At 63.5% G+C, this 23676-nt stretch carries 38 protein-coding genes; 4 read left to right on the forward strand and 34 right to left on the reverse strand.

Going from position 1 to position 23676, the window contains the following annotated elements; genetic code table 11:
- Nucleotides 1-6 precede the first annotated feature (6 nt).
- On the reverse strand, nucleotides 7-519 hold the full coding sequence (locus HUW10_RS08670; protein WP_174503133.1) for a chromate transporter: 513 nt from the start codon (nucleotides 517-519) through the stop codon (nucleotides 7-9).
- Nucleotides 516-1061 carry a chromate transporter gene (locus tag HUW10_RS08675; protein ID WP_174503134.1) on the reverse strand — a complete coding sequence of 182 codons (546 nt, stop codon included), beginning with the start codon at nucleotides 1059-1061 and terminating at the stop codon, nucleotides 516-518. The genes HUW10_RS08670 and HUW10_RS08675 overlap by 4 nt, the downstream gene beginning before the upstream one ends.
- 24 nt (nucleotides 1062-1085) lie before the next feature.
- Between HUW10_RS08675 and HUW10_RS08680 the strand changes: the two genes are divergently transcribed.
- The 4 genes from HUW10_RS08680 to pstA all read left to right on the forward strand — a co-directional run bounded on the left by HUW10_RS08680 (nucleotide 1086) and on the right by pstA (nucleotide 4755).
- Nucleotides 1086-1649 carry a hypothetical protein gene (locus HUW10_RS08680; protein WP_174503135.1) on the forward strand — a complete coding sequence of 188 codons (564 nt, stop codon included), beginning with the start codon at nucleotides 1086-1088 and terminating at the stop codon, nucleotides 1647-1649.
- 114 nt (nucleotides 1650-1763) lie between these two features.
- Nucleotides 1764-2843 carry a phosphate ABC transporter substrate-binding protein PstS gene (pstS, locus tag HUW10_RS08685; protein ID WP_174503136.1) on the forward strand — a complete coding sequence of 360 codons (1080 nt, stop codon included), beginning with the start codon at nucleotides 1764-1766 and terminating at the stop codon, nucleotides 2841-2843.
- Nucleotides 2844-2927: 84 nt separating this feature from the next.
- Entirely contained in the window at nucleotides 2928-3902 is a 975-nt protein-coding gene (gene pstC / locus HUW10_RS08690) for a phosphate ABC transporter permease subunit PstC (protein WP_174503137.1), read from the forward strand.
- Nucleotides 3886-4755, forward strand: a complete 870-nt coding sequence (pstA, locus tag HUW10_RS08695; RefSeq protein WP_174503138.1) for a phosphate ABC transporter permease PstA — start codon at nucleotides 3886-3888, stop codon at nucleotides 4753-4755. The genes pstC and pstA overlap by 17 nt, the downstream gene beginning before the upstream one ends.
- Before the next feature lie 92 nt (nucleotides 4756-4847).
- Here pstA and HUW10_RS08700 read toward each other — a convergent pair whose 3' ends face one another.
- The 32 genes from HUW10_RS08700 to rpsL all read right to left on the reverse strand — a co-directional run bounded on the left by HUW10_RS08700 (nucleotide 4848) and on the right by rpsL (nucleotide 23610).
- Nucleotides 4848-5246: an MAPEG family protein gene (locus tag HUW10_RS08700; protein WP_174503139.1), complete on the reverse strand. Its 399-nt coding sequence runs from the start codon at nucleotides 5244-5246 to the stop codon at nucleotides 4848-4850.
- Between the two features lie 57 nt (nucleotides 5247-5303).
- On the reverse strand, nucleotides 5304-6965 hold the full coding sequence (locus HUW10_RS08705) for a M3 family oligoendopeptidase (protein WP_174503140.1): 1662 nt from the start codon (nucleotides 6963-6965) through the stop codon (nucleotides 5304-5306).
- Nucleotides 6966-7104: 139 nt separating this feature from the next.
- Nucleotides 7105-7545, reverse strand: a complete 441-nt coding sequence (gene rplQ, locus HUW10_RS08710) for a 50S ribosomal protein L17 (RefSeq protein WP_174503141.1) — start codon at nucleotides 7543-7545, stop codon at nucleotides 7105-7107.
- Nucleotides 7546-7595: 50 nt separating this feature from the next.
- Nucleotides 7596-8615 carry a DNA-directed RNA polymerase subunit alpha gene (locus tag HUW10_RS08715; RefSeq protein ID WP_174504810.1) on the reverse strand — a complete coding sequence of 340 codons (1020 nt, stop codon included), beginning with the start codon at nucleotides 8613-8615 and terminating at the stop codon, nucleotides 7596-7598.
- A gap of 129 nt (nucleotides 8616-8744) precedes the next feature.
- A complete protein-coding gene (rpsK, locus tag HUW10_RS08720; RefSeq protein ID WP_007424196.1) occupies nucleotides 8745-9137 on the reverse strand; it encodes a 30S ribosomal protein S11 in 393 nt (130 codons plus the stop codon).
- Between the two features lie 78 nt (nucleotides 9138-9215).
- Nucleotides 9216-9593, reverse strand: coding sequence for a 30S ribosomal protein S13 (rpsM, locus tag HUW10_RS08725; RefSeq protein ID WP_174504811.1), 378 nt, complete (start codon nucleotides 9591-9593; stop codon nucleotides 9216-9218).
- A 199-nt stretch (nucleotides 9594-9792) separates the two neighbouring features.
- Nucleotides 9793-10467, reverse strand: a complete 675-nt coding sequence (locus HUW10_RS08730) for an adenylate kinase (protein ID WP_174503142.1) — start codon at nucleotides 10465-10467, stop codon at nucleotides 9793-9795.
- Nucleotides 10464-11813, reverse strand: coding sequence for a preprotein translocase subunit SecY (gene secY, locus HUW10_RS08735; protein WP_174503143.1), 1350 nt, complete (start codon nucleotides 11811-11813; stop codon nucleotides 10464-10466). The genes HUW10_RS08730 and secY overlap by 4 nt, the downstream gene beginning before the upstream one ends.
- 137 nt (nucleotides 11814-11950) lie before the next feature.
- Complete coding sequence (gene rplO, locus HUW10_RS08740) at nucleotides 11951-12436, reverse strand: 50S ribosomal protein L15 (RefSeq protein ID WP_174503144.1); 486 nt, start codon at nucleotides 12434-12436, stop codon at nucleotides 11951-11953.
- Nucleotides 12436-12630, reverse strand: a complete 195-nt coding sequence (gene rpmD, locus HUW10_RS08745) for a 50S ribosomal protein L30 (protein ID WP_174503145.1) — start codon at nucleotides 12628-12630, stop codon at nucleotides 12436-12438. The genes rplO and rpmD overlap by 1 nt, the downstream gene beginning before the upstream one ends.
- On the reverse strand, nucleotides 12623-13192 hold the full coding sequence (rpsE, locus tag HUW10_RS08750) for a 30S ribosomal protein S5 (protein WP_174503146.1): 570 nt from the start codon (nucleotides 13190-13192) through the stop codon (nucleotides 12623-12625). Before rpsE ends, rpmD begins: the two co-directional genes overlap by 8 nt.
- A gap of 10 nt (nucleotides 13193-13202) precedes the next feature.
- Nucleotides 13203-13565: a 50S ribosomal protein L18 gene (gene rplR, locus HUW10_RS08755; RefSeq protein ID WP_174503147.1), complete on the reverse strand. Its 363-nt coding sequence runs from the start codon at nucleotides 13563-13565 to the stop codon at nucleotides 13203-13205.
- Entirely contained in the window at nucleotides 13565-14098 is a 534-nt protein-coding gene (gene rplF, locus HUW10_RS08760; RefSeq protein ID WP_174503148.1) for a 50S ribosomal protein L6, read from the reverse strand. The genes rplR and rplF overlap by 1 nt, the downstream gene beginning before the upstream one ends.
- A 12-nt stretch (nucleotides 14099-14110) precedes the next feature.
- Nucleotides 14111-14509, reverse strand: coding sequence for a 30S ribosomal protein S8 (gene rpsH / locus HUW10_RS08765; protein WP_174503149.1), 399 nt, complete (start codon nucleotides 14507-14509; stop codon nucleotides 14111-14113).
- 12 nt (nucleotides 14510-14521) lie between these two features.
- Nucleotides 14522-14827: a 30S ribosomal protein S14 gene (gene rpsN, locus HUW10_RS08770; RefSeq protein ID WP_174503150.1), complete on the reverse strand. Its 306-nt coding sequence runs from the start codon at nucleotides 14825-14827 to the stop codon at nucleotides 14522-14524.
- A 77-nt stretch (nucleotides 14828-14904) separates the two neighbouring features.
- Nucleotides 14905-15462: a 50S ribosomal protein L5 gene (gene rplE / locus HUW10_RS08775; RefSeq protein WP_174503151.1), complete on the reverse strand. Its 558-nt coding sequence runs from the start codon at nucleotides 15460-15462 to the stop codon at nucleotides 14905-14907.
- A 10-nt stretch (nucleotides 15463-15472) separates the two neighbouring features.
- Nucleotides 15473-15793, reverse strand: coding sequence for a 50S ribosomal protein L24 (gene rplX / locus HUW10_RS08780; protein ID WP_174503152.1), 321 nt, complete (start codon nucleotides 15791-15793; stop codon nucleotides 15473-15475).
- A gap of 1 nt (nucleotide 15794) precedes the next feature.
- Nucleotides 15795-16163: a 50S ribosomal protein L14 gene (rplN, locus tag HUW10_RS08785; RefSeq protein ID WP_007424183.1), complete on the reverse strand. Its 369-nt coding sequence runs from the start codon at nucleotides 16161-16163 to the stop codon at nucleotides 15795-15797.
- Between the two features lies 1 nt (nucleotide 16164).
- Nucleotides 16165-16437: a 30S ribosomal protein S17 gene (gene rpsQ / locus HUW10_RS08790; RefSeq protein ID WP_174503153.1), complete on the reverse strand. Its 273-nt coding sequence runs from the start codon at nucleotides 16435-16437 to the stop codon at nucleotides 16165-16167.
- A gap of 13 nt (nucleotides 16438-16450) precedes the next feature.
- Nucleotides 16451-16657 (reverse strand): 50S ribosomal protein L29, encoded by a 207-nt coding sequence (gene rpmC / locus HUW10_RS08795; protein ID WP_174503154.1) that lies wholly within the window; start codon nucleotides 16655-16657, stop codon nucleotides 16451-16453.
- Between the two features lies 1 nt (nucleotide 16658).
- On the reverse strand, nucleotides 16659-17075 hold the full coding sequence (gene rplP / locus HUW10_RS08800; protein WP_174503155.1) for a 50S ribosomal protein L16: 417 nt from the start codon (nucleotides 17073-17075) through the stop codon (nucleotides 16659-16661).
- 15 nt (nucleotides 17076-17090) lie between these two features.
- A complete protein-coding gene (gene rpsC, locus HUW10_RS08805) occupies nucleotides 17091-17768 on the reverse strand; it encodes a 30S ribosomal protein S3 (protein ID WP_174503156.1) in 678 nt (225 codons plus the stop codon).
- On the reverse strand, nucleotides 17768-18229 hold the full coding sequence (gene rplV, locus HUW10_RS08810) for a 50S ribosomal protein L22 (RefSeq protein ID WP_174503157.1): 462 nt from the start codon (nucleotides 18227-18229) through the stop codon (nucleotides 17768-17770). Before rplV ends, rpsC begins: the two co-directional genes overlap by 1 nt.
- A gap of 1 nt (nucleotide 18230) precedes the next feature.
- Nucleotides 18231-18509 (reverse strand): 30S ribosomal protein S19, encoded by a 279-nt coding sequence (rpsS, locus tag HUW10_RS08815; RefSeq protein ID WP_174503158.1) that lies wholly within the window; start codon nucleotides 18507-18509, stop codon nucleotides 18231-18233.
- A gap of 5 nt (nucleotides 18510-18514) precedes the next feature.
- The gene (rplB, locus tag HUW10_RS08820) at nucleotides 18515-19348 is read right to left on the reverse strand and encodes a 50S ribosomal protein L2 (protein ID WP_174503159.1); all 834 of its coding nucleotides are present in this window, start codon (nucleotides 19346-19348) and stop codon (nucleotides 18515-18517) included.
- A 14-nt stretch (nucleotides 19349-19362) separates the two neighbouring features.
- The gene (locus HUW10_RS08825; RefSeq protein ID WP_174504812.1) at nucleotides 19363-19659 is read right to left on the reverse strand and encodes a 50S ribosomal protein L23; all 297 of its coding nucleotides are present in this window, start codon (nucleotides 19657-19659) and stop codon (nucleotides 19363-19365) included.
- A 41-nt stretch (nucleotides 19660-19700) separates the two neighbouring features.
- A complete protein-coding gene (rplD, locus tag HUW10_RS08830; RefSeq protein WP_174503160.1) occupies nucleotides 19701-20354 on the reverse strand; it encodes a 50S ribosomal protein L4 in 654 nt (217 codons plus the stop codon).
- Between the two features lie 10 nt (nucleotides 20355-20364).
- Nucleotides 20365-21039 (reverse strand): 50S ribosomal protein L3, encoded by a 675-nt coding sequence (gene rplC, locus HUW10_RS08835; protein WP_174504813.1) that lies wholly within the window; start codon nucleotides 21037-21039, stop codon nucleotides 20365-20367.
- 16 nt (nucleotides 21040-21055) lie between these two features.
- Complete coding sequence (rpsJ, locus tag HUW10_RS08840) at nucleotides 21056-21364, reverse strand: 30S ribosomal protein S10 (RefSeq protein WP_174504814.1); 309 nt, start codon at nucleotides 21362-21364, stop codon at nucleotides 21056-21058.
- Between the two features lie 132 nt (nucleotides 21365-21496).
- On the reverse strand, nucleotides 21497-22684 hold the full coding sequence (tuf, locus tag HUW10_RS08845; protein WP_174503161.1) for an elongation factor Tu: 1188 nt from the start codon (nucleotides 22682-22684) through the stop codon (nucleotides 21497-21499).
- A 66-nt stretch (nucleotides 22685-22750) separates the two neighbouring features.
- Nucleotides 22751-23227 (reverse strand): 30S ribosomal protein S7, encoded by a 477-nt coding sequence (rpsG, locus tag HUW10_RS08850; protein WP_174503162.1) that lies wholly within the window; start codon nucleotides 23225-23227, stop codon nucleotides 22751-22753.
- A gap of 11 nt (nucleotides 23228-23238) precedes the next feature.
- Nucleotides 23239-23610, reverse strand: coding sequence for a 30S ribosomal protein S12 (gene rpsL, locus HUW10_RS08855; RefSeq protein WP_007424169.1), 372 nt, complete (start codon nucleotides 23608-23610; stop codon nucleotides 23239-23241).
- Between the last annotated feature and the right edge of the window lie 66 nt (nucleotides 23611-23676).

Here is a 23676-nt window from a genome sequence, read left to right on the forward strand (position 1 = left end):
GATGCTCTAGAACAGCGCGGCCCCGAGGGCGGCGGCGGCAGCGAGCAGAACCAGCGGATGCAACCGGACGCGAAGCGAAACAAGCATGACCGCGAGCGTGATCGCCCAGGCTCGCAGACCATGATCGGCCGCGCGGACGACGACGAGGGCGGCGGCGAGGATCAGCCCCCCCGAAACCGGCGTGATCGCCGCCTGCAGAACCAGCCGCCAGCGCGCGGCGCGGAACCGTTCCCACACCCCGGCGACCACAACCGTCAGCACGCTCGAAGGACCGATCATGCCGAGCGTGGCAACCAGCGCGCCGGCAATCCCTGCCACATGCAGGCCGATCAGCGTCGCGATCAGCATGTTCGGGCCGGGGCTGGTCTGGGCGAGGCCGAACAGGGCGGCGAATTGTGGCGCGCTCATCCAGTGATGGGCGACAACGGCGCGCGCCATCGCCGGCAAGGTGCTGGCAACCCCGCCGATCGCGATCAGCGACAGGCCGGCGAACAGGCCGAGCAGGACAAGCAGGATCATCGATGCTGCCGCCACGCGACGAACACGGACAGCGGTGTTACGACGACGATGACCGCCGGCAGCGGCAGGTGCAGAACGCCGAACAGGGCAAAGGCAAGGCCAACAACGGCAGCGCGCGCGGGAAGGCGCGCGGCAGGCCAGGCGATGCGCAGCGCGGCCGCCGCGAACAGGCCCGCAGCACCGGCGGCAAGTCCCTGCAACGCGTGATGAACCGGCGGGATCGAGCCGATCCGCTCATAGACGGTGCCGAGCGCGATCACGATGGCGACCGGCGCGGCAAGCAATCCGACAATGGCGACCATCGCGCCGGCGAAGCCACGCTGCCGGGCGCCGAAGGCGGCGGCGAGATTCACCACGTTGGGGCCGGGCAGGAACTGGCACAGGCTGAACAGATCCGAGAATTCCGCCGCGGTGAGCCACCCGCGGCGCTCGACCATGATGCGCCGGGCAAACGGCAGCACGCCGCCGAAGCCGGACAGCCCGGCGACGAAGAAGCCGGAGAACAGCGCGGCGAGGCTGGGACGGGGCGATTCGGCGGTCATTGAAATCACTATGCCCCGGCGCCGATGATCGACAAACCTGACCCGCTCGGGCAGGGTAGCGGCATGAACGATGACGACGGCGATCGCGCCGCACAACCGGGCGGGGAACTCGCGCTGCGCGCCGGTCCGGCGCGGCCCAATCCGCCACTGCCGATCGCATTGATGATCCTGCTCCTTGGCCTCGCCGCCCCCTTCGTGTTCGTGCGGACGGCGCAGCCAAGCCCGTTCCTGACCATGATGGCGCTGCTGCTGCCGCTTGCCGGCACGATCGCGGTGATCGGCGCGGTCGAGTCGATGCGGCGGCTGCGCGCCGACAGGGCGATACGCGCGCGCGCGGTCATCGGGGTGGAGGGCATCACGCTGCACCGCAAGCCGGCGGATGCCGAGCATCACGCCTGGACGGACATCGCCAGCGCCGATGTGACAGCGACGGTCCTTACCCTGATCCTGCGCGGCGAGGGCGGGAAGCGGGTGCGCCGGGCAGTGCGCTACGGCAGGCTGGAGACGCCGGTAGAAATGCTGCGCGGGCGGATCGCGCAGGGGTTGCGTACGGGCGGAAGCGTCACAGAGGCGGATCAGTTGTCATAAAAGCTTCACCGACAACCGGTCGCGTTGTCACACTGGATCATCTAGATGGCGCGGCAGGACGTAGTGATGCGTTCGAGTATGAATTCGCCATCGCAACCGAAAGGGAGATCCATCGTGCGATCAGATTCCAAACTGCGGCGTTCCGTCATCATGGGTGCCGGTGCTGCCGCTCTGCTGGTCGCCGGCCTCGGCGCTGGCGCCGCATCGGCCGCCCAGACCGTGACCCTGACCGAGACCGGCTCCTCGCTGCTCTACCCGCTGTTCAATATCTGGGTGCCGCATTTCGAGAAGGCGCATCCGGGCATCCGCGTCACGACGCAGAGCACCGGTTCGGGCACCGGCATCGCGCAGGCGATCAAGGGCCTCGTGCAGATCGGCGCGTCCGACGCGTACATGTCGAACGGCCAGCTGAAGCAGAGCCCGGGCATCCTGAACATCCCGCTCGCGATCTCGGCGCAGTCGATCAACTACAACCTCCCCGGCCTGAACGGGCACCACCTGGTGTTCTCCGGCCCGGTGCTCGCCGGCATCTATTCCGGCACGATCAACAACTGGGATTCGCCGGCGATCGCGAAGCTGAACCCGGGCGTGAAGCTGCCGAACCACAAGATCATCCCGGTGCACCGCACCGACGGTTCGGGTGATACCTTCATCTTCTCGCAGTATTTGAGCTTCTCCACCCCCGACTGGAACAGCAAGATCGGCTACGGCACCAGCATCTCCTGGCCGGCGGTGCAGGGCGGGCTCGGCGCGCAGGGCAATCCCGGCATGGTCGAGGCGCTGAAGGGCAACAAGTATTCGATCGCCTATGTCGGCGTCAGCTTTGCCCAGCAGATCGACGCTGCGAAGCTCGGCACCGCGAAGCTGGTGAACCGCGCTGGCAAGGCCGTTCTCCCGACCGCCAAGACCGTGAGCGCCGCGGCCGCTGCGCTGGGCGACAAGACCCCGACCGATGAGCGCATCAGCCTGATCTTCGCGCCAGGTGCGAACAGCTACCCGATCATCAACTATGAATATGCGATCGTGAACAAGAAGCAGGCGAACAAGGCCACTGCCGATGCGGTGAAGACCCTGCTGACCTGGGCCTCCAACCAGGGCAATGCCGAGCAGTATCTGAAGCAGGTGCACTTCAAGGCCCTGCCGAAGAAGATCCGCGAGCTGTCCGCGAAGCAGATCGCCCAGATCGAGGGCTGATCCACGGAGAGCCGCAAGGCTTGACGAGACGACCCCTGCCCTTCCGGCTTCGCCGGAGGGGCAGTTTCGTGTAAGGGGTGCCGCATGTCGAAGGTGAAACCGTTCAGGCTGACCATGGCGGCGGTCGCGCTGCTGATCCCGCTGGCGCTGGCTGCCATCGTCTTCTTTCTCGCGCGCTATTCGTGGCAGGCGATCGGGTTCAACGGGCTGCGCTTCCTGTGGACGATCAACTGGAATCTCGGGAATCTCTACGGCAACACGGTGATCCACCACGGCTACGAGGTCCCGCCCGGTGCGAATTACGGGATACTCGCCTTCATCGTCGGCACTCTGTTCTCCTCCTTCCTCGCAATCCTGTTCGCCGTGCCGGTGAGCGTCGGCACCGCGATGTTTCTTTCGGAAAAAGCGCCGGCGCGGATGCGACCCTGGCTGACCATGCTGGTCGAGCTGGTCGCCGTGGTGCCGAGCGTGGTTTTCGGCCTGTGGGGCATTTTCGTGCTGGTGCCGCTGATCGCGAACTGGATCAGCCCGGCGATCACCGCGGTGTTCGGCTTCATACCCTTCTTCAACATGAACAACAGCACCGGCAGCGGCTACGGGCTGCTCGCCGCCTCGATCGTGCTGGCCCTGATGATCACGCCGATCATCACCACGACGCTGTACGACGCGCTCAACCAGGTGCCGCGCGAATTGCGGGAATCGGCCTATGCGCTGGGAGCGACGCATTTCGAGGTCGTTGCCAGCACCATGCTGCCGACCGCTCGCGTCACGCTGATCGGCGGCATCGTGCTGGCGCTTGGCCGCGCGCTGGGCGAGACGATGGCGGTGCTGATGGTTTCGGGCGGCGCGCTCAACTACCTGCCGGGGACGATCTTCACCCCGATCAGCACGATGGCCGCCTTCATCCTCTCGCAGCTCGACAGCGCGCTGCAGGACCCGAGCAACATGGCGGTGAAGTCGCTTGCTGAAATCGCGCTCGTGCTGTTCGTCATCACCGTGCTGGTCAACGCGGCCGCACGCCTGCTGGTCAGGAGGACGATCAATGTCCGCAACGCATGATGCCACGCCGGCGCGGCTGACGACGCTCGAACGGCGGCGCTACGCGACCAACATCATCGGCTGGGGGCTGTGCACCCTCGCCTTTCTGCTGATCGCCGTGCCGCTGCTCGATCTCGTGCTGACGGTAACGCTCAAGGGCGCCTCGGCATTCTCGGTCGCGCTCTTCACCACCTCGACGAACGGGGTGACGGGCGGGCTGCAGAACGCGATCATCGGCACGCTGGTGCTCTCGCTCGGCTCGCTCCTGATCGCCGCGCCGATCGGGATCGGCGCCGGGATCTATCTCTCGGAATATGGCGCGAACCGCTTCGGCGCGACCGTGCGCTTCCTGGCCGACACGTTGACCGGCACGCCCTCGATCGTACTGGGCTATTTCTCCTACATCACCATGGTAATCGGGCTCGGCTGGAAATTCTCCGCACTGGCCGGGGCGATCACGCTGGCCATCATGGTCGTGCCCTATCTGGCGCGGATCACCGAAATGTCCCTCCGGCGGGTGCCGATCAGCATGCGCGAGGCGGCCTATGCGCTGGGCGCGCGGGATCATACCGTGGCCTCACGCATCGTGCTGGCAGCGGCAGCACCGGGCGTGATCACCGGCGTGCTGCTGTCGCTCGCGATCTCGGTCGGCGAAACGGCGCCACTGATCTATACTGCCGGGTGGTCCAACTATCTCTGGTCCGGCAAGCTCACCAACGAGCCGATCGGCTACCTGACCTATGTCATCTGGACCTTCATCAACGAACCGAACCCACAATCCCACGCCCTTGCCTTCGCCGCGGCGCTGCTTGTGATGCTCGTCGTGCTGGCGATCAATATCGGCGTGCGGATGATCTTGCGGCGGGATCCGTGATCAGCTCTCACGCCTGATATCGGCGACCAACCCGCCCACAAGGCGGGCTAGTCCTGCGGGCGCGATCGGAAAGACGTTGCGCTGACGATCGCTCATCGCAGCCGCGCCAGCAACAGAGCAGCCTCCGCACCGAGGACAAGCCAGGTGATGAGCGCGCCGGGCGCGCGGCAGAGGAATTGCTGAAGGGAATTCTCCGGCGCGATCATGCCGAACGGGTGGATGATGCGCGCGATCAGCAGCGGGAAGAGCAGCGCGTTCATCTCAAGCCGCCCTGCCCCGCTTGCCTCGAGACAGGCCGCAAGCAGCAGGATCAGCGGAACATATTCAGCGAAATTGGCATGCGCGCGGATGCGCCGGGCAAGGCGCGCATTGCCGCCATCGCCGTGAATCACCCGGAACCCGACCCGGCCAAAACCAACCCAGAGCGAGAGCGCGAGATAAATCAGGGCGAGCAGGGCGCCGTACCCGGCGGTAACGGTGGGGAAGGTCATGATTCAGTGCTCTATCATGTTGATAAATTGAGCATCCTTATCTGATCCTATGACGCCCTAGAGATCAAGCGCCTGTGCTGCGGCGCGCACCACATCGCGCAAGGCGCCCGGGGTAAAGGGCGAGACGAGGCCCGCCGCGGCAACGAGCCCGCCGAACGGGCGCGAGCCGCCAAGCGTGCAGAGCGTGGCGTAGGTATCGAAGGCAGCGCGCTCGTCGCGCTGTGCCGCGAGCCAGAATTGCAGCGCACAGCACTGCGCCAGAGTGTAATCGATATAATAGAAGGGCGAGCGATAGATGTGCATCTGCGCCTGCCAGCGACCACCTTTCGCCGGATAGTCAAGGTCGCCCCAGTCCCGCCAAGGCAAATAAAGCTGTTCGAGACGACGCCAGAGCGCGTGGCGATCGGCCGGTGTGAGGTCGGGATCGGCATAGACCTCATGCTGGAAATGATCGACACACACGCCATAGGGCAGGAATTCGAGCGCGCCGATCAGATGCATCCGCCGGTAGCGTTCGGTTGCAGCGCCGAACATCGGCTCGATATGCGGATGGGCAAGGAATTCCAGGCTCATCGAATGGATTTCTGCCGCCTCCATCGTCGGCCAGAAATAATCCGAAAGCGGCAGGTGCCGGCTCATGTAGTTCTGGAAGGCGTGACCCATCTCATGCGTGAATACATCGACATCGTGATGCGTGCCGTTGAAATTCGCGAAGATGAACGGCATGCCCACGCTCGGGAAGCTGGTGCAGAAACCGCCGCCTGCCTTGGCGGGCCGGTTGTCGAGATCCATGAAGCCGCCATTGCGCATCGCGTCGTAGAAGTTGGCAAGGCGTGGGTCCATCGCCGCGAACATCTCCGCCGCGGCACCTTCCAGCACCGCACGCCCGCCGACCGGCTTCGGGTTGCCCTCCGGGTCGATCATCGGTTCGTCCCACGCCATCAGGCGGTCGAGCCCGTTTTCCACCTTGCGGCGCTCCATCAACCGGGCAACGAGTGGCACGACATGGCGGCGGACCTCCTCGCGATAGGTCGCGACCTCGGCGGGTCCGTAATCGAGCCGCCCCATCCGCCGATAGGCGAGCGAAATGAAATTCTCATCCCCGAGGGTGCGGGCAATGCCGTGGCGCAGCTTCACCAGCTTGTCATAGAGCCCGTCCAGCGTGTCGCCATGCTGGGCAAAGAACGCCCAGCGCGCAGCGGCGGCGTCGTGGCGAACCGAACGATCCGGGCTTTCGGCATAAGGACCGAGGCCCGAGAGATTGAGCGTTTGCCCATCGAATTCGATCCACGCGCTGGCAAGCAACGCGGTATATTCGGCCGCGAGACGGGACTCGACTTCCAGATCCGCGGCAATTTCAGGCCGGAAGGTCGTAATGTCATTGCGCCACATCGCCAGCGCGTGGGGGCCGAACCGGGCTTCGAGCGCAGCCGTGTCGAGCCCCAGCAATCGGGTCTTGAACGCGGTTTCATGATTGGCGACCACCGGGTCGAGCGCGTCGGCATATTCCCGTGCCGCATTGCGGCCGGGATCGGCAGTATCCTGCGAGAACCGCAGATGGACGAGGCTCGACCACGTACCATAATCCCGACGAAGTGCTTCCCATCCGTCGATCGCGGGGCCGATCGCCCCGGCGTCAAGATGCGCATGCAGCGTGCCATAGCCAGCCGCAAGCCCGGATTCAGAGGGGGTTTCAGCGGTGATCTGGTCGAATTGCATCGTCACTCCCTGGAGTACTCACCGATCCGTCACGGTCGGATGATGCTCAAGCATGGCATGCTGTTGTGGTGTGCCGACAGAACGAAAAAAGGCGCGGCAGATGCCGCGCCCTTCATTCAATCAAACGCGGCGGAAGCGTTCAGGCAGCAGCCGCTTCGTCGGACTCGGTCTCATCGGTGGCGAGCTCCGGCTTCGGGCCGCTATCCTGCCCCTTCGCGGCCGGATCGCGATCGACAAGCTCGATGACAGCCATATCGGCGGCATCGCCATACCGCATGCCGGCCTTCAGAACGCGAGTATAGCCGCCCTGGCGTTCCTTGTATCGATCGGCAAGCGCCGCAAAGAGCTTGGAGACGATGACATCGTCTCTCAGCATCGCATGCGCCTGACGGCGGGCGTGCAACCCGCCGCGCTTGCCAAGGGTGATCAGCTTCTCGGCAACCGGCCGGAGCTCCTTCGCCTTCGGCAGCGTGGTGGTGATCTGCTCGTGCTTGAGCAGGGCGACCGCCATGTTGCGGAACATGGCCGCGCGGTGGGACGCGGTGACGCCAAGTTTACGTCCTGCAAGGCCGTGACGCATGGGAGTAACTCCGGATCAGTAAAGACGAAAAGCGATGGGTTGAAAGGCGATCAGAACGGATTGTCGGAGCGTTTGACCAGCTCCTCGATATTTTCAGGCGGCCAGTCCGGCACAACCATGCCAAGGCCAAGGCCCATGGCAGACAGGACTTCCTTGATTTCGTTCAGCGATTTGCGACCGAAATTCGGCGTGCGCAGCATTTCCTGCTCCGACTTCTGAACGAGATCGCCGATATAGACGATATTGTCGTTCTTCAGGCAGTTCGCCGAGCGGACGGAAAGCTCCAGCTCGTCCACCTTGCGCAGCAGATTCGGGTTGAACGGCAACTCCGGGCGCGGCTCCTCGGCGCGGAGGCGCTGCGGCTCCTCGAAATTGATGAACATGCCGAGCTGGTCCTGCAGAATGCGGGCGGCAAGCGCCACCGAATCTTCAGGAGTGACGGCGCCGTTGGTCTCGATGTTCAGGATCAGACGGTCATAGTCGGTGACCTGACCGACACGAGTCGGCTCCACGCGATACGACACGCGGCGCACCGGCGAATAGATCGAATCGACGGGGATGAGCCCGATCGGCGCATCCTCGGGGCGATTCGCCGCGGCCGGAACATAGCCACGGCCGGAATCGACCGTCAGTTCCATGCCGAGCGTCGCACCGTCGTCCAGCGTGCAGATCACGAGCTCGGGGTTCATCACCTCGATATCGTGACCGGTCTGAATCATCCCGGCAGTCACCTCGCAGGGACCGGTCGCCGACACGGTCATCCGCTTCGGGCCATCGCCATGCATGCGCACCGCGATCTGCTTGATATTGAGGACGATGTCGGTGACGTCCTCACGGACGCCGGCGATCGACGAGAATTCGTGCAGCACGCCATCGATCCGCACCGATGTCACGGCTGCGCCATGCAGCGAGGACAGCAGGACACGGCGCAGGGCGTTGCCGAGAGTAAGGCCGAAACCGCGCTCCAGCGGCTCGGCGATGATCGTCGCCACGCGCATGTCATCAGCGCCGGGCTCGATATCCAGCTTCTCGGGCTTGCGCAGCGACTGCCAGTTCCGCTGCAATGCCAAATGCGTATCTCTCAACATCAGTCCCTCCGGTCAGGCGGGCGTGCCGCCCTCACCATCCAAAAACGTTCCGACCCCGGCGCGGCATCAGCCCTTCGGGGTGCGGCCGGGCCGCGTCAGCGGCCGGCGCCGTCAGACGCGGCGACGCTTGCGCGGACGGCAGCCGTTGTGCGGAATCGGCGTGAGGTCACGGATCGCGGTGATCGAGAAACCGATCGTCTGCAGTGCGCGCAACGCGCTCTCACGACCAGCCCCCGGACCGCTAACCTCGATTTCCAGCGTCTCCATGCCGTGCTCGCGCGCCTTGCGCCCGGCATCCTCGGCAGCCACCTGCGCCGCATACGGGGTCGACTTGCGGCTGCCCTTGAAACCCTGGCTGCCGGCCGACGACCACGAGATCGCGTTGCCCTGCGCGTCCGAAATGGTCACCATTGTGTTGTTAAAGCTCGCGAGAACATGCGCGACACCGGAGGAGATGTTCTTGCGTTCCTTGCGGCGGGGACGCGTGGAGGCTGCTTTGGCCATGAATAATCCTGTCTCTGTCTCGATACGCCGACCCATGGTCGGCCGGCGTTGAAAGTCGGGTAGGCGCGAAGCCGCAGCTTAGCGGGTCGCCTTCTTCTTGCCGGCAATCGCCACGGCCTTGCCCTTACGGGTGCGGGCGTTGGTGTGGGTGCGCTGGCCACGAACTGGCAGACCCTTGCGATGCCGAAGCCCGCGATAGCACCCAAGATCGACGAGGCGCTTGATGTTCATGGCGACTTCACGGCGGAGATCACCCTCGACGCGATAATCCTTGTCGATCAGCTCGCGGATCTTCATGATCTCGTCTTCGGAGAGCTGATTGACACGCTTCTCGTCGGCGATCTCGAGCGCCTGGCAGATTTCGCGCGCCTTGGCCGGCCCGATACCATAAATATACCGCAGGCTGATCAGCACGCGCTTGTTCGAAGGGATGTTTACGCCGGCAATACGCGCCACGGTCTGCTCCTTGGATCGCCGCCGGGTGCGGCCGGCGGCATTGAAGGTCATCGAATGGAGGCTCAGACCAGTTAAACCAGCCTTCGCACCTCAATAAAGTGCGGCGCCCCACCAGGGAGCGCCGCAGATGTGGTTCTCTAATGCCCGGCCGGTTCCGAGTCAATCGAGATGGATCAATTTTTCGTGATCTGATCCATTATCACACTGTCGCCGGACGGGCGACACCCGCCTCACGCAACGCCGCCTCGATCTGGCCGGTGACGTCGTCCATCGCCGCCATGCCATCGACGGAGTAGAGCCGCCCGCCAGCTTCGTAATAGGGCAGGATCGGCGCAGTCTGCGCGTTGTAGGCCGAGAGACGGTCTTTCACGACCTCCGCCTTGTCGTCCGGGCGGCGAACGAAATCGTGCCCGCCACATTTGTCGCAGACGCCATCGGCCTTCGTGGGATGGAACCGGTCATGATACCCGGCGCCGCAAGTCCCGCAGGTGAAGCGCCCGGAGATACGCTCGACCAGCACGGCCTCATCCACCTTCAGCAGGATCACGGCATCGAGATCGAATTTCTGTTCCGCCAGCATCGCATCCAGCGCCTCGGCCTGGGGAACTGTGCGGGGAAAACCGTCGAGGATGAAGCCGTTACGGCAATCCGGCCGGGACAGCCGATTCCGCAGCATGCCGATGATGATGTCATCCGACACCAGTGCGCCGGCTTCCATCACCGCCTTCGCGGCAAGCCCGAGTTCGGTGCCGGCCTTCAGTTCGGCCCGCAGCATGTCGCCGGTGGCAATCTGGGCAACGCCGTAGCGCTCCTCTAGAATTTTCGCCTGCGTGCCTTTGCCGGCTCCCGGAGGCCCCAAAAGAATAATGTTCATCGACCGCGTGTCCTCCCTCGACCCTTGCGAATCAGGCCTTCATATTGATGGGCAAGTAGATGAGACTGAATTTGCGCTACCGTGTCCATCGTGACCGAAACGACGATCAAAAGCGAGGTGCCGCCGAAATAATATCCCGCTGCCAGATCGAATTGTCCGATCAGGAATTGAGGTATGAGACAGACGATGACGAGGTAGGCGGCGCCGATTGTGGTGAGCCTGGTCAACACCGAGTCGAAATATTTAGCCGTGTTTGCCCCGGGACGGATGCCGGGAACAAAACCGCCGTATTTCTTGAGATTATCCGCGGTTTCCTCAGGATTGAACACAACGGCCGTGTAAAAATAGGAAAAGAAGATGATCAAACCGGCATACAGCAACATGTAGCCCGGCTGTCCGTTCGACAACTCGCGGGCGAGGAACTGCAGCCAGCCAGGGCCGGTGCCGTGGCTGAACCCGATCACGGTGGCCGGGATGAGCAACAGTGAACTGGCGAAAATCGGAGGAATAACGCCCGACGTGTTCACTTTCATCGGAAGGTGAGATGAATCGCCACCGAACATGCGGTTCCCCACCTGGCGCTTCGGATACTGGATCACGACCTTGCGCTGCGCGCGTTCCATGAACACCACAAAGGCGACGACCGCGAGCGAGAGAACAAAAAAGCCAATTACAAACCCGGTCGAGAGCCCACCAGAAGCACCGAGCTGAAGCACGCTCGCGATTGCTCCCGGAAACGCTGCAACGATACCGGCGAAAATGATCAGGCTCGACCCGTTACCGATACCCCGCGAGGTAATCTGCTCACCGAGCCACATCAGGAACACGGTGCCGCCCGTCAAGGTGATCACGGTGGTGACAATGAAGAAGAGCCCTGGATCCATGACGGCAGGGCCAACAGTCGAGGTGATGCTCTCAAGCCCGATGGCGATGCCGTAAGACTGGGCGAGAGCAATCACGACCGTGAGGTAGCGTGTATACTGGTTGATCTTCTGCTGCCCCGTCTGACCTTCCTTCTTGAGCGTCTCAAGTTGCGGAACGGCCGCCTGGAGCAGCTGCATGATGATCGACGCGGAGATGTAGGGCATGATGTTCAGCGCGAACACCGTCATGCGACCAAGAGCGCCGCCGCTGAACATGTTGAACATGCCGAGAATGCCGCCGCCATTCTGCGCCAGCATATGCTCCATCACCGTCGGGTCCACCCCGGGAATCGGGATATAAGTGCCGAGGCGGAAAACGATCAGCGCACCGAGGGTGAACCAGATCCGCTTCTTGAGATCGGTCGCCTTCGACAGGGTTTCGAGGTTGAAGCTCGAAGCGAGTTGCTCAGCGGCGGACGCCATGAATATCCCTCATCCAACGGCAGCGTGCCGTATCTCCGGAAACCGGAACGGCGCCGCGGGTCTGTGAAAACTCACGACCTGCAGCGCCGTTCGTCAGGCTTTATTGTGCCGCAACCTTGGTGGTCACGGCAAGTGGGTCAGGCAGAAGCCGCCTCAGCGCGGACGACCGTCGTCGTCACGCTGCCGCCAGCCTGTTCGATGGCAGCGATGGCAGTGGCCGATGCGCCAGACACCTCGATCTCAACCTTCTGCGAGATCTCGCCGCGGCCAAGCAGCCGCACGCCGGCAAGCTTCGAACCGGCATAGACACCGGCGGCGCGCAGGGTCGCCTCGGTGATCTTCTGCCCCGCATCGATCTTGCCCGCCTCGATCAGCGCGGCAAGTGTGCCGATGTTCAGGGGGGCATAGTCCTTGCGGTTCACATTGCTGAAGCCGCGCTTCGGTAGACGCCGGTAGATCGGGAGCTGACCGCCCTCGAACCCGTTCAGCGATACGCCCTCACGCGCCTTCTGGCCTTTGACGCCCTTTCCGGACGTCTTGCCCTTGCCCGATCCGATGCCGCGCCCAAGCCGCTTCGACTTCGGGCGCGCACCGGGATTATCGCGCAGTTCGTTCAGTTTCATTACGACAGCTCCTCGACCTTCAGGAGATGCTTGACCTTGCGGATGCGGCCGAGCGTTTCCGGGGTGGCGGCGAGTTCACGGCTCGCATTCATCCGGCGCAGACCGAGACCGACAAGAGTCTCCTTCTGGCCCGGCTTGCGGCCAATCGGCGACCCGACCTGGGTGACGCGCACCCGCTTCACCTGATCAGACATCGGCCTGGACCTCCTTCTCGCGCTTCGGGCCGAACAGGTCAGCGACCTTCTTGCCACGACGAGAGGCAACACTGCGCGGACTGGCGCATTGCGAGAGCGCCGCAACCGTTGCCTTCACCATGTTGTGCGGATTGCGGCTGCCGAGCGACTTCGCCACGACGTCGCCGATGCCGAGCGTCTCGAAAACGGCGCGCATCGGACCGCCAGCGATGATACCGGTGCCCGGAGGCGCTGCGCGCAGCACGACATGCCCGGCGCCGAAACGGCCCTCGATGTCATGATGCAGCGTGCGGCCTTCCTTCATCGGAACGCGGATCATGCCGCGCTTTGCCCGCTCGGTCGCCTTGCGGATGGCTTCCGGAACTTCCTTCGCCTTGCCAGCGCCGAAGCCAACCCGGCCCTTCTGGTCGCCAACCACCACAAGGGCGGCAAAAGCAAAACGACGGCCACCCTTCACCACTTTCGCGACGCGGTTGATGGTGACGAGCTTGTCGATCAGCTCGTCGCCATCGCGATCCCGCTCGCGCTCGCGGCCCCGGCCTTCTCTCGGTTCGCGTGCCATGCCCTGCTCCTCAGAAATCCAGACCGCTCTCGCGAGCGGCTTCGGCCAGGGCCTTCACCCGGCCATGATACATGTAGGCGCCACGGTCGAACACGACCTGGGTGACACCGGCCTCTTTCGCCCGCTCGGCCACAAGCTTGCCCACCGCAGCGGCGGCCTGCTTGTCGGCCCCGGTCTTCAGCGCCGCGCGCAGGCCGGCATCCAGCGACGACGCGGCAGCGAGCGTGCGCCCCGCGGTATCGTCGATCACCTGGGCATAGATGTGCTTGCCCGACCGGAACACCGAAAGGCGGGGACGGCCATGTGCCTTGAGGCGGATCTGGTAGCGGAGGCGCTGGCGGCGCCGCGCCTCGTTTTCGTGTACAGCGCTCATTACTTCTTCTTGCCTTCCTTGCGACGGATCGCCTCGCCCTCGAACTTCACACCCTTGCCCTTGTAGGGCTCGGGCGGACGGAAGGCGCGAAGCTCGGCGCAAACCTGCCCCACCAGCCGCTTGTCGATACCCTCAACCTTGATCGATGTCGGCTTTTCGCAGGTGATCTTGATGCCCTGCGGCACCGGATAGACCACATCGTGCGAGAAGCCCAAATTCATGACCAGGTTGCTGCCCTGGACCGAGGCGCGGAAACCGGTGCCGTTGATCTCGAGCGTCTTCGCATAACCCTGCGAGACGCCCTGGACCACATTGGCGACATTCGCGCGCGTCGTGCCCCACATCATGCGGGATGCGGCTTCCTTGTCGCGCGGGGTTACGGTGACCTTGCCATCCTCGAACACGGTCTCGACGCGCTCGGAAAGCGGCATCTTCAGCTCACCCAGCTTGCCCTTCGCGGTCAGGAAACCATCGACGATGGTGATCGACACACCCTGCGGAACAGCAACCGGATACTTACCAACTCGTGACATGATGCTGCCTCCTCAGAAGACGCGGCAGAGCACTTCACCGCCAACATTGGCAGTGCGCGCTTCGACGTCGCTCATGACCCCGCGCGGGGTCGACAGGATCGACACACCAAGGCCGGCATAAACCCGCGGCAACTCCTTGATCTTGGAGTAGACGCGACGACCGGGACGTGAGACGCGGGTGATTTCCTTGATCACCGGCTCACCCTCGTTATACTTCAACTCGATGCGGAGTTGAGCAACACCGGGGCGAAGCTCCTCCTTCGAGAAACCGCGAATGAAACCCTCGCGCTTCAGCACGTCAAGGACATTGGCCCGCAGGTTCGACGCGGGGGCCACGCAAACTGCGTGACGGGCGCGCTGCGCATTGCGGATGCGGGTGAGCATGTCACCCAGGGGATCGGACATCGACATGTTATATCCCCCTTACCAGCTCGACTTGACCATGCCAGGAATCTGCCCGGCGCTCGCGAGATCGCGCAGAGCGATACGGCAGAGCTTGAACTTGCGATAGTTGCCGCGGGCGCGCCCGGTCAGCTCGCAGCGCAGCCGCACGCGGGTCTTGGCGCCATTGCGCGGAAGCTGCGCGAGCTTCAGGGTCGCGTCAAACCTGTCCTCCACCGGGAGGGTACGGTCCTTCACAATTGCCTTCAGCGCAGCGCGCTTCCCCGCATCACGCGCGGCCATCTTCTCGCGCCGCTTATTCCGATTGACCTGTGAGGTCTTCGCCATCGTCTTCTATCCTCCGGAACCTGCCGGCACGTCCCGGCGGTTTTCCAATAAATCCGTTTACGCGCTCAAAATGCCGTTCAGTTCACGAACGGAATTTCAAACCCCTTGAGAAGCGCCTTCGCCTCGGCATCGGTCTGCGCGGAGGTCACGAACACGATGTCCATGCCGCGCATCTCGTCAACCTTGTCATACTCGATCTCGGGGAACATGATCTGTTCCTTGAGACCCATGGCGAAGTTCCCGCGCCCATCGAAACCCTTGCCCGAGATGCCGCGGAAATCGCGGACGCGGGGGAGTGCGATGGTCACCAGACGGTCGAGAAATTCATACATCCGCGCCCGGCGGAGCGTCACCTTGCAACCGATCGGCAGACCCTTGCGGATCTTGAAGCCGGCGATAGCCTTCTTCGCCACCGTCTTCACCGGCTTCTGGCCGGCGATGAGGGTGAGCTCGGCAACGGCCGCGTCGAGCTTCTTCTGGTCCGCGGCGGCTTCGCCAACGCCCATGTTGATCACGATCTTCTCAAGCTTCGGCACCTGCATCGGGTTCGTATAGCCGAACTCCTTCTGCAGAGCAGCGCGCACAACCGATTCGTAGTGCAGCTGGAGCCGGGTCTTGGCAATGGCCTCGCTCATCGCTCTATCCTCAACCATCGATCACGGAATCGCTTTTGCGCGCGACCCGGACCTTGCGACCGTCCTCGAGAATCCGGAAGCCCACGCGGGTCGGCTTCTTCGTCTCCGGATCGATCAGTGCAATATTCGACAGATGGACCGGCATCTCCTTCTGGATGATGCCGCCCTGCTCACCCATCCCGCGAGCCTTGGTGTGCCGCTTCGCCACGGCCACACCAGAGACGACAGCCTTGTTCTCGGCGGGCAGAACGCGAAGGACTTCGCCCTCGCGACCCTTGCTTGCGCCAGAGATGACGACAACGCGGTCGCCCTTACGGATACGTGCGGCCATATTACAGCACCTCCGGCGCCAGGCTGATGATCTTCATGAACTTGCGTGCGCGCAGTTCGCGGGTGACCGGCCCAAAGATGCGGGTGCCGATCGGCTCCATCTGCTTATTGATCAGCACGGCCGCATTGCGGTCGAACCGGATCACGCTGCCATCCGCACGGCGCACCGGATAAGCGGTGCGAACGACGACGGCCTGGTGCACGTCGCCCTTCTTCACCTTGCCGCGGGGAATCGCATCCTTGATCGACACGACGATGACATCGCCGACCGACGCCGTGCGACGCTTCGAACCGCCCAGCACCTTGATGCACTGCACGCGGCGCGCACCGGAATTGTCGGCAACGTCGAGATTGGATTCGACAATGATCATCTCACGCTCCCTGGGCTTCGACGGTAGCGCCGACCGGCTCGCCGTTGCGCGCGGTCACGAGCCAGGCCTTGCGCTTGCTGATCGGGGGGCATTCCTCGATCCGCACCAGGTCGCCCATTTCGCAGACGTTGCCTTCGTCATGCGCCGCGTATTTCTTCGAGCGGCGGATGAATTTCTTGTACAGCGGATGCATGACGCGACGCTCGACAAGAACCGTAACGGTCTTGTCCATCTTGTCACTCACAACCCGCCCGGTCAGGACGCGCTTCGGCATAACTCTAAACCCCTCAAGCCTTGGCCGCGGCGCGGGCGCGCTCGGCCTGAATCGTCTTCACACGTGCCACGTCGCGACGCGCCTTGCGGATCTGGCTGGTGTTTTCCTGCTGGCCGGTGGCCCGCTGGAACCGCAAATTCAACTGCTCGCGCTTCAGCTCGAGCAGGATATCGCCCAGCTCGTCAGACGTCTTCGCGCGAATATCACTTGCCTTGGTCATCTCAGGCCTCCCCGATACGGGTGACGATCTTGGTCTTGATCGGCAGCTTCGCAGCCCCGAGCTTCAAGGCCTCCCGCGCGATGCCTTCGGCCACACCGTCGATCTCGAACATGATCCGGCCCGGCTGCACGCGGGCAACCCAGAATTCCGGGCTACCCTTGCCGGAGCCCATGCGGACTTCGGCCGGCTTGGTCGAGACTGGCAGATCCGGGAAAATACGGATCCACACGCGGCCGGCACGCTTCATCTGACGCGTGATGGCACGACGGGCCGACTCGATCTGCCGCGCAGTGATCCGTTCCGGCTCGAGCGCCTTCAGGCCGAACTGGCCGAAATTGAGCTGCGTGTTTCCCTTGGCGGTGCCGTGGATGCGACCCTTGTGCGCCTTGCGGAATTTCGTACGCTTTGGTGACAACATGTTATCTGCTCCGGCTCAGCGCTGCGGCGCCTGTTCGGCGATGCGCCGGTCCTGCGCCAACGGATCGTGCGCCATGATCTCGCCCTTGAAGATCCACACCTTCACGCCACACGTGCCATAGGTGGTCTTCGCCGTGGCAACACCGAAATCGATGTCGGCCCGGAGCGTGTGCAGCGGAACGCGGCCCTCACGATACCATTCCATCCGCGCGATCTCGGCCCCGCCGAGACGGCCGCCGCAGTTGATCCGAATACCCTGCGCGCCGAGGCGCATCGCGGACTGAACAGACCGCTTCATCGCACGGCGGAACGCCACGCGGCGCTCCAGCTGCTGCGCGATGTTCTGCGCAACGAGCGTCGCATCGATTTCCGGCTTGCGGATTTCAACGATGTTCAGCGAGACATCGGCGCGGGCCATCACCGACAGCTCTTTCTTGAGCACGTCGATATCCTGGCCCTTCTTGCCGATGACAACGCCAGGACGCGCGGCATAGATCGTCACGCGCGGCTTCTTGGCCGGGCGCTCGATCAGCACCTTCGACACGCCAGCACCGGCGAGCCGGGTGAGCAGATGCTCGCGCAGCTTCAGGTCATCATGCAGGAGCGACGCGTAATCCGCGCCGGCAAACCAGCGGCTGTCCCAGGTGCGATTGATGCCGAGCCGCAGCCCGATCGGATTGACTTTGTGACCCATTACGCAGGCACCCCTTCATTCGCCGCCGGGCTGGCACTCGCCGCCGGCTTGGCCGTCGCGCGCCGGGCGCGGCGGTCGGCCTTAGTCTCGATGTCACGCTCGGCCACGACAATGCGCAGATGGCTGAACCACTTCTCCACGCGCGCCGCACGGCCGCGGCCGCGAGCGTGGAACCGCCGCATCACGATCGAACGACCGACATCCGCAGTCGTGACGACCAGACGATCGACATCCAGCTGATGATTGTTCTCGGCATTGGCGATGGCCGATTCCAGCAGCTTCTTGACGTCCTTCGCGATGCGCCGCTTGCTGAAAGCGAGATCGGCGATGGCCTTGCCAGCCGGCTGGTTGCGGATCGACGCCGCGACGACGTTGAGCTTGCGCGGGCTGCAGCGCAGATTGCGCAGCACCGCCTCGGCCTCGGAGTCCGCGAGCGTGCGCGGATAATTCGGTTTGCTCATATCAGCCTCGCTTCGCCTTCTTGTCGGCCGCGTGGCCGTTGAACGTGCGGGTCGGTGAGAACTCGCCGAATTTGTGCCCGACCATATTCTCGGACACCTGAACCGGGAGGAACTTCCGGCCATTATAGACGCCGAAGGTAAGACCGACGAACTGGGGCAAGATGGTCGAGCGGCGCGACCAGATCTTGATGATCTCGTTGCGGCCCGACGCACGGGAAGCCTCGGCCTTGTTCAGCATGTACCCGTCGACGAACGGGCCTTTCCAGACGGAACGTGTCATCTCGATCAGCCCTTCCCGACTTTGCGACGGCGGATGATAAGGCCGTCAGTCCGCTTGTTCGCACGCGTCTTCGCACCCTTGGTCGGCTTGCCCCACGGGGTAACCGGGTTGCGACCACCGGAGGTGCGACCCTCGCCACCACCCAGCGGGTGATCGACCGGGTTCATCGCGACGCCGCGGTTATGAGGACGACGACCCAGCCAGCGCTTGCGTCCAGCCTTGCCGAGCTGCTGGTTGGAGTGATCGGGGTTCGACACCGCACCGATCGACGCCATGCACTCGCCACGGATCAACCGCAATTCGCCGGACATCAGCTTGACCTGGGCATAGCCCTGGTCCTTGCCGACGAGCTGAGCGAACGTCCCGGCGGACCGCGCGAGCTTGCCGCCAGCGCCGGCCTTCAGCTCGATATTGTGAATGATCGTGCCAACCGGAATGGCCGCGAGCGGCATCGAGTTGCCCGGCTTCACGTCGACCTTTACGCCGGAGACGACCTGATCGCCAACCTTGAGGCGCTGTGGCGCGAGGATGTAGGCGAGCTCGCCATCCTCGTACTTAACGAGCGCAAGGAAGGCCGAACGGTTCGGATCATATTCAAGACGCTCGACCGTCGCCGCCATATAGAATTTGCGGCGCTTGAAATCGACGACGCGATAGGCGCGCTTGTGTCCGCCGCCACGGAACCGGACCGTGGTTCGGCCATGGTTGTTGCGCCCGCCCGAGCTGCTCAGCCCCTCGGTCAGACCCTTGACCGGCTTGCCCTTCCAGAGCTCGGACCGGTCAACCAGCACGGTGCCGCGAAGGCTCGCCGTAACCGGTTTAAAATGCTTGAGTGCCATGTTTCAGTCTCGCCTTACGCCAGCCGCGTCGTGAAATCGATCGACTGACCCTCGGCCAGCGTCACGAACGCCTTCTTGAAATCCGAACGGCGACCCGGGCGGCCCTTGAACCGCTTAGTCTTGCCCTTCTGAACCAGCGTGTTCACGTTCAGCACCTTCACGCCGAACAGGGTCTCGACCGCCGCCTTGATGCCGGGCTTGGTCGCGTCGAGCGAAACCTTGAAGCCGACCTGGTTCTTTTCCGACAGCGCCGTCGCCTTCTCGGTGATCAGCGGACCACGGATGATGTCGAACATCGCCTCGCGCGACAGCACAGGCTTCTTCGCACCGGACTTGTTTTCAACAGTCTCGCTCATGCCGCAATCTCCTCGTTGGCGGCGCCCGACTTCACGCCGTCGAGACGCGCCTTCAGCCCCTCGAGCCCGGCAGCCGTGATGGCCAGCGTATCGTGCTGAAGAATGTCATAGACATTGGCGCCAACAACCGGCAGCACGTCGATCCCGATCAGGTTGCGGCTTGCACGCGCAAAGTCGGCGTCAACGACGGCATCGACAACCAGCGTGCGGCCCCAGCCAAGCTTCTTCAGCTTGACATTCAGCTCGCTCGTCTTCGAGACACCGGACACCGTGTCGAGCACGACAAGCTTGCCCTCGGCCAGCTTCTGCGACAGCGCCGAGATCAGCCCCAGACGGCGAACTTTCTTGTTCAGCGAATACCCGTGATCGCGGACAACCGGGCCATGCACTGCGCCGCCGGTGCGGAACTGCGGCGCACGCAGCGAGCCCTGGCGAGCATTGCCGGTGCCCTTCTGGCGATACGGCTTCTTGGTCGTGCCGCTCACCTCGCCCATGCCCTTCACCTTGTGGGTGCCGGCGCGGCGCTTCGCGAGCTGCCAGTGAACAACACGCGCCATGATGTCGGCACGCGGCGTTGCACCAAAATATTCCTCGGGCAGTTCAGCCTTGCCGGCGTTACCGGCATCGAGGGTGGAAATATCGATCTGCATGTCGGACTCCTCAGGCCTTCAGTGCCGCAGGATAGGCCGCGTCGGCGGGACGGGCCTTCTTCACTGCATCGCGCACCAGGACGTATCCGTCCTTGGACCCCGGAACGGCACCCTTGATCATGATCAGGTTGCGCGCCTCGTCGATCGCGGCCACTTCCAGGTTGAGAGTGGTGATGCGCTCGACGCCGAGATGCCCGGCCATCTTCTTGTTCTTGAAGGTCTTGCCCGGATCCTGACGGTTACCCGTCGAACCGTGCGAACGGTGGCTGATCGAGACGCCGTGCGTGGCTTCAAGGCCGCTGAAGTTCCAGCGCTTCATCGCGCCGGCGAACCCCTTGCCCTTGCTGATGCCAGCAACGTCGACCTTCTGCCCAACGGTGAAATGCGCCGCCGAAAGAACCTGGCCCGCTTCCAGAACCGCATCATCGGCAACCCGGAACTCGACGAGTTTCATCGCCGGCTCGACCTTGGCTGCCGCGTAATGACCCTTCATCGGCTTGGTCACGTTCTTTGTCTTCGCGTGACCGAAGCCGAGCTGGACGGCTGCGTAGCCATCACGCTCCTGGGTGCGGGCAGAGACCACGCGCACATCATCCATGTGCAGCACGGTCACCGGCACATGCGTGCCGTCTTCCCTGAACAGCCGGGTCATCCCCAGCTTCTTTGCAATAATACCGGTGCGCATCACACTCATTCTCTGCTCAGATCTTGATCTCGACGTCGACGCCGGCCGCGAGGTCGAGCTTCATCAGCGCGTCCACGGTCTGCGCGGTCGGTTCGACAATGTCGAGCAGGCGGCGATGGGTCCGGATTTCGAACTGCTCGCGGCTCTTCTTGTCGACATGCGGCGAACGGTTCACGGTGAACCGCTCGATATGCGTCGGCAGCGGAATCGGTCCGCGCACCTGGGCGCCCGTGCGCTTCGCCGTGTTCACAATCTCCCTGGTGCTGTTATCGAGCACCCGGTGATCGTACGCCTTCAGGCGAATGCGAATATTCTGACTGTCCATCGTCGAAACCTGCAATCTTTACACGGAACGCCCGGTCCGCCCATTCGGGCCGCGCGCTAGTCCGAAACAAATCTGGCGGCCGCCACCCGGTTCAGACCGGATGGCGGCCGACCAACTCAACCAGGCAAGCGGTTACTTCGTGATGCTCGCGACGACGCCCGAACCAACCGTCCGGCCACCTTCGCGGATCGCGAAGCGGAGGCCTTCATCCATCGCGATCGGCGCGATGAGCTCGACGGCAACGGTCACGTTGTCACCCGGCATCACCATCTCGACACCTTCCGGCAGGCTCACCACACCGGTCACGTCGGTAGTGCGGAAGTAGAACTGCGGACGGTAGTTGGTGAAGAACGGCGTGTGACGGCCACCTTCTTCCTTGTTCAGGATGTAGACCGAACCGGAGAAGTTGGTGTGCGGGGTGATCGAGCCCGGCGCGGCGAGAACCTGGCCACGCTCGACATCTTCACGCTTGGTGCCACGCAGCAGCGCGCCGATATTGTCGCCGGCCTCGCCCTGGTCGAGCAGCTTGCGGAACATTTCGACGCCGGTCACGGTCGTCTTCACGGTGGCCTTCAGACCAACGATCTCGACTTCGTCACCAACCTTGATGATGCCGCGCTCGACACGGCCGGTCACCACGGTGCCACGGCCAGAGATCGAGAACACGTCTTCGACCGGCATCAGGAACGGCTTGTCCTTCGGGCGCTCCGGCTGCGGGATGTAGCTGTCCACCGCTTCCATCAGCTTCAGGATCGCATCGCGGCCGAGTTCAGCGTTGCTGTCCTCGAGAGCGCACAGCGCCGAACCCTTGATGATGGGGATATCGTCGCCCGGGAACTCGTACTTGCTCAGCAGGTCGCGGACTTCCATCTCGACCAGCTCGACGAGATCGGGATCGGCCATGTCCATCTTGTTGAGGAACACGACGAGCGCCGGCACGCCGACCTGACGGGCGAGCAGGATGTGCTCGCGGGTCTGCGGCATTGGGCCATCGGCGGCCGAAACCACCAGGATCGCGCCGTCCATCTGTGCCGCGCCGGTGATCATGTTCTTCACATAGTCGGCATGACCCGGGCAGTCGACATGCGCGTAGTGACGGTTCGCGGTCTCGTATTCGACGTGAGCGGTCGCGATCGTGATGCCACGAGCGCGCTCTTCGGGCGCCGCGTCGATGCTGTCATACGCGCGGAAGGTCGCGCCACCGGACTCGGCCAGCACCTTGGTGATCGCCGCGGTGAGCGAGGTCTTGCCGTGGTCGACGTGACCGATCGTGCCGATATTGCAGTGTGGCTTCGTGCGCTCGAATTTAGCCTTGGCCATGGGTATCTCCGTAACGTATCTGCTTCAGCGCCGTGCTGGCGTGATGGGGTGGAGTATGACGGTTGGTTACCAGCGGTAGTGGCTGAACGCCTTGTTCGCCTCAGCCATGCGATGCGTGTCCTCACGCTTCTTCACGGCCGCTCCGCGATTGTTCACCGCATCGAGCAGCTCGTTGGAGAGACGGTCTTCCATCGTATGCTCGCCGCGCTTGCGGGCCGACTCGATGATCCAGCGGATCGCGAGAGCCTGCCGGCGTTCGGTACGAACCTCGACGGGGACCTGATACGTCGCACCGCCGACGCGGCGCGAACGGACCTCGATGGCCGGCTTCACGTTGTCGAGTGCCTCATGGAAGAGGCGCACCGGATCGGCATTCTGGCCGCCGCGCTTCTTCAGGCTGTCAAGCGCGCCGTAGACGATGGATTCGGCAACCGATTTCTTGCCGTCATACATAAGCACGTTCATGAAACGGCTGATCACGACATCGCCGAACTTGGGATCCGGCAAAACTTCGCGCTTGACGGCGGAATGGCGTCTGCTCACGGAAACTCTCCTTACTTCGGCCGCTTGGCGCCATAGAGCGAACGGCGCTGACGACGCTTGGCAATGCCCTGCGTATCCAGCACGCCGCGCAGAATGTGATAGCGCACGCCCGGAAGGTCCTTCACGCGGCCGCCGCGGATCAACACAACCGAGTGCTCCTGCAGGTTATGCCCTTCACCAGGAATATAGCTCACAACCTCGTAGCCGTTCGTCAGGCGCACCTTGGCAACCTTGCGGAGCGCCGAGTTCGGCTTCTTCGGGGTCGTGGTGTAGACGCGGGTGCAGACGCCACGCTTCTGCGGGCAACCCTGCAACGCGGGCACCTTGTTACGCTTGGCCCGAACTTCGCGCCCCTTGGCGATCAACTGGTTGATAGTCGGCATGCTCGATCCTGATCCTTCTTGCCGGTTACGCTTTGCCGCGCGCTCATAACAATGCCGCAGGCCGAG

Source organism: Acidiphilium sp. C61 (assembly GCF_905116885.1).
GTDB lineage: Bacteria > Pseudomonadota > Alphaproteobacteria > Acetobacterales > Acetobacteraceae > Acidiphilium.